The sequence below is a fragment of the Chamaesiphon sp. GL140_3_metabinner_50 genome (assembly GCF_025361915.1).
GTDB lineage: Bacteria > Cyanobacteriota > Cyanobacteriia > Cyanobacteriales > Chamaesiphonaceae > Chamaesiphon.
In genome coordinates, this window is record NZ_JANYJC010000098.1 from 1 (window position 1) to 4,121 (window position 4,121).

A 4,121-nucleotide genomic window follows, 5' to 3' on the forward strand; every position below is an offset into this window, starting at 1 on the left:
GACTTCGCTCAACCCTCAGAGGTTGAGCGAAGTCGAAACCTAGACCCACTGGTAGTTTATTAAATTGCAAGCCTCTAAGTAATGACATCTCATCCCCTATCTCCTAGCAATTCTCATTATGAAAATTGAGATTCTCCATCAGGAGATGTTCGCGGGAACGGATTTGATGGTAGTTTTTAAAAATAAAGTTGCTGCAATCCGCATTCTGTCGTCAACAACCTGACATGAATCGACGCACTGAAATAGTGCGAGAGTTTTTGATTAGTTTGAATTCTGTCTATCTTAAACGCTAAATACGCAATTTAAATGTCAATATCGATAATAATTTAGAAACGCAAAGATAACCTTTAGTTCTAAGGTACCCACAACCCGATGAAACTCAACCGATCTCATTTAGGATACATTCAGCGATGGTTGAATAAGTTAATTATGCTGGCAACGATCGCGATTGCTACGCTGGCAATCGTGTTAATCTTCAGTCCACTTCATTTAGATCCTGTTAGTGCCCAACCAAAACCTCAGCCATCAACTACTGCTACTCCCAGTGCTGTTGCTCCAGTAGTAATTAGTGGTAAAACTTTTAAAATAGCTACTAGGTTAGTCTCACCCTTTGTAACTGAAGCAAATGGTGAGTTAGGTGGGTTTAGTATCGAGTTATGGAGAAACATCGCTCAAGAATTAGACGCAAAATCAATTTTCGTCAAAAATGGTAATGTGAGCGAATTATTGAATTCAGTTAAATCGGGACAAGCCGATGTTGGAATTTCAGCAATTTCAGTTACATCCCAACGAGAACAAGACTTTGATTTTTCGCAACCAATCTTTGATTCTGGGCTGCAAATATTAGTTCGCAGTCAAGGTCAACAAAGCTCGATCGCTAGATTAGTTGACTCTTTATTTACACCAGAATTTCTCCAGTTATTAGGAATGATGTTACTTATTATTCTCATTCCCGCACATATTGTCTGGTTGGTAGAGCGCAAACATCAGGGCGGCTTTTTAGAAAATAGTAATTATTTCCCAGGTATTTTTAAAACCTGTTGGTGGGCAGCCGCTACTCTAGCGACTCAAGCGGAAGAGATGCCCAAAGGTGCTTTGGGAAGAATTATGGCAGTAATTTGGATGTTTATTAGTGTGGTATTTATTGCTTATTTTACAGCAACGGTGACTACTTCTTTAACAGTCGATCGACTCCAAAGTAATATTAAAAGTCCTCAAGATCTCGCAGGCAAACGTGTCGCGACAATTGTGAATACTACTTCTGCCAACTACCTCAGCCAGCAAAAGATCGAAGCCAAAGAATTCAAACAAATCGATGAAGCTTTTAATGCTTTAAATAGTAGTAATGTAGATGCAGTTGTTTTTGATGCACCAATTTTACTTTATTATGCCGCTCATGATGGTAAAGGCAAAGTTCAAGTAGTCGGAAATATTTTTAGGAAAGAAAGTTACGCGATCGCGTTACCTAATGGCAGTCCTTACCGCAAACCAATTAACAACGCATTGCTATCGCTTCAAGAAAATGGTAAGTATCAAGAAATTTATGATAAGTGGTTTAGTGCTAAATAAATAAGATTGAATATTTACTACCTAACCTAGACGATTAGGGAGTTTTATAAGTGCAAAATTTATTAAAAATCCCGATCGATTCGACTCGTCCCTTGAAATCGATCGCGGGAATCGAGATATCCGATCGATAAATGCTGAAAAATAGCCAGTTTTGACGGGTGGTAGTCGCCGATAATAAGGGGCGAATTTGGGGTTTTAAGGATTCGATTGCAGCTCGACACGGTGCTTGTAGCAAAATACCCAATCCGGCTGGAGCTTGAGAGCACCGATCTCTAGCGAGTTCGCCAACTTGTTCGATCGCATAGGTTTCATAAGCGGCTCGATCGGGATTTGTCAAAAATCCCATCCCACACAATCCCAAAATACTTAATAAGACTATCTGCCACGCTTTCATAAGGTACCCAACCTACACACTTATCATTTTACTGCAACCCTAGACCGATCGAGCTGTGGCATGAAAAACTTGTCAAATCCTGCCATAGCAAGAACGATCGAGATTTTAAACTGAGGGATTTTCAGTCATCTTCACTGGAATTACCGCAAATTCCTGACTTCTCGATCGATTGGAACTCTAGCTTGTCGCTGGCGCAGCAATCCGAATCGTCAGATGGCTGCACGCTCATCTCAAAATTTATTGCACCAGGCTACGATATTTTGGTTAACTCGTGCTATGATTGTTTATACGAGTAAATCGTGGCGAGCGTCGCCTAGTGGTTATGGCAGAGGTTTGTGGTGCCTCCACTCGCGGGTTCGAATCCCGTCGTTCGCCCTTATAGGTTCAGATTAATTCAGAAGTCTTCGATCGTGAGATCGAGGACTTTTTCATAGCATTCGAGCGGTGCTGAAGAGTTAGAATTAAGCTAAATAATCTTTTTAATACCAGCGCGATCGATGGATACTAATAGACTGCTCCCAATTTTAGGTATTGCGGCTTTCGGACTACTGACGATCGTTACATTAGGCATTATCTATCTAACTTTATCAGGCTGGCGCGATCGTCAACGCCGCGAGCAGGATCGACGGGCGAGTCGTTGATTAGGGGATAGTGGATAGTGGATAATTAACTGTTGAATTAAGAGATGGATGTAATTCTTTGCCACACTACGGCGGATTTTGACACACTGGGGGCGGCGGTAGGATTGGCGCGGCTGTTACCGGGGAGTAAAATTGTGCTGACTGGGGGGGCGCATCCAACTGTCAAAGACTTTTTGGCACTATATCGAGACGAGTATCCCACGATCGAACGACGATCGGTAGAGCCAGAAAAAATCCGCTCGGTGCAGATTGTAGACGCACAGCAACGTCAACGTTTGGGTAAAGCGGCGGAATGGCTAGATTTACCGAGCTTACACTCGATCGTAGTTTACGACCATCATTTCGGTCAAGCTAGCGATATTCCCGCCACCCAGGTATGTATCGAGCCTGTGGGTGCGACGACGACGATAATTGCCGAGCGACTCCAGGGGGCAAATGTTTCGTTAACGACTGCTGAAGCGACGGTAATGGCACTGGGTATCCATGTCGATACTGGCTCGTTAACGTATGAAATGAGTACGACGCGGGATGCTCTAGCTTTAGCATGGTTGATGCAGCAAGGGGCAAATTTAGCAGCGATTGGGGAGTATGTCGAGCCGGGATTATCGCCGCAGTTGCAACAGTTATTGCAGGTAGCTCTGAGGGATGTTCGGTACTTAGCTATATGTGGTAAAAATATCGGCTATTTAAGCCTCAAAACCGAGCAGTTTGTTACGGGGTTATCGAGTCTTATCGCCCAGATGCGATCGAGTATTGCCGATTTGGATGTTTTAATATTAACCCATGAATTTCCCGCCGGGGAAAATGAAAATCGGGTAACGATTATCGGTCGATCGAAGATTCCGAGTGTCGATCTTCAGGTATTATTTGAACCATTAGGTGGTGGGGGGCATCCGCAAGCGGCGGCGGTAAGTCTGCGGGGTGTCGATGTAGCAGCGACATTAACTCAGCTTTTAGATGCTATTACAGCGGCGATACCTCAGCCACCGATGGCTAGAGATTTGATGTCTGCACCAATTCGCACAATTCGCCCAGAAACCACTATTGCCGAAGCGCAACGGATGTTATTAAGATACGGGCATTCTGGTTTACCGATTGTAGATCGATCGGATCTATTAATTGGCATCATTTCCCGACGGGATCTAGATATTGCCTTACATCACGGCTTCAGTCACGCACCAGTTAAAGGCTACATGACAACACAAGTCAGAACTGTTACGCCAGATACTACCCTCCCTCAAATTGAGGAATTAATGGTGACTTATGATATCGGCAGGTTGCCAGTGTTAGCCGATGGTAAGTTGGTAGGGATAGTGACGCGCACCGATGTTTTGCGCCAGTTGCACCATCATCAGATTGATGGAATTACCCCCCCTCATCAAGGCGATGGTATATGCACAAGTCGGCTAGACTTCGTTTCTAGATCTGAATCCCCCAACCCCCTTGGAAAGGGGGCTTTGAAAGTCCCCCTTTCCAAGTGGGATTTAGGGGGATTTCCACCAACTTTGCCTATTACT

Annotated in this window: 4 protein-coding genes and 1 tRNA gene; 4 read left to right on the forward strand and 1 reads right to left on the reverse strand. The window is 44.0% G+C overall.

Going from position 1 to position 4,121, the window contains the following annotated elements; translation table 11 throughout:
- Window positions 1-372 precede the first annotated feature (372 nt).
- On the forward strand, window positions 373-1,569 hold the full coding sequence (locus Q0R35_RS05230; RefSeq protein ID WP_295615036.1) for a transporter substrate-binding domain-containing protein: 1,197 nt from the start codon (window positions 373-375) through the stop codon (window positions 1,567-1,569).
- Between the two features lie 34 nt (window positions 1,570-1,603).
- Here Q0R35_RS05230 and Q0R35_RS05235 read toward each other — a convergent pair whose 3' ends face one another.
- Window positions 1,604-1,963: a DUF4359 domain-containing protein gene (locus Q0R35_RS05235; RefSeq protein WP_295615037.1), complete on the reverse strand. Its 360-nt coding sequence runs from the start codon at window positions 1,961-1,963 to the stop codon at window positions 1,604-1,606.
- Between the two features lie 302 nt (window positions 1,964-2,265).
- Between Q0R35_RS05235 and Q0R35_RS05240 the strand changes: the two genes are divergently transcribed.
- The 3 genes from Q0R35_RS05240 to Q0R35_RS05250 all read left to right on the forward strand — a co-directional run.
- A tRNA-His gene (locus tag Q0R35_RS05240) sits at window positions 2,266-2,338 on the forward strand.
- A 122-nt stretch (window positions 2,339-2,460) separates the two neighbouring features.
- Window positions 2,461-2,604, forward strand: a complete 144-nt coding sequence (locus tag Q0R35_RS05245; RefSeq protein WP_295615038.1) for a hypothetical protein — start codon at window positions 2,461-2,463, stop codon at window positions 2,602-2,604.
- 44 nt (window positions 2,605-2,648) lie between these two features.
- Window positions 2,649-4,121, forward strand: a 1,473-nt coding sequence (locus tag Q0R35_RS05250) for a CBS domain-containing protein (RefSeq protein WP_295615039.1), incomplete at its 3' end; no start/stop codon positions are given.

Coding starts and splice junctions, on each gene's coding strand:
- Q0R35_RS05230 (WP_295615036.1), top strand. CDS start 373: ATGAAACTCAACCGATCTCATTTAGGATACATTCAGCGATGGTTGAAT.
- Q0R35_RS05235 (WP_295615037.1), bottom strand. CDS start 1,963: ATGAAAGCGTGGCAGATAGTCTTATTAAGTATTTTGGGATTGTGTGGG.
- Q0R35_RS05245 (WP_295615038.1), top strand. CDS start 2,461: ATGGATACTAATAGACTGCTCCCAATTTTAGGTATTGCGGCTTTCGGA.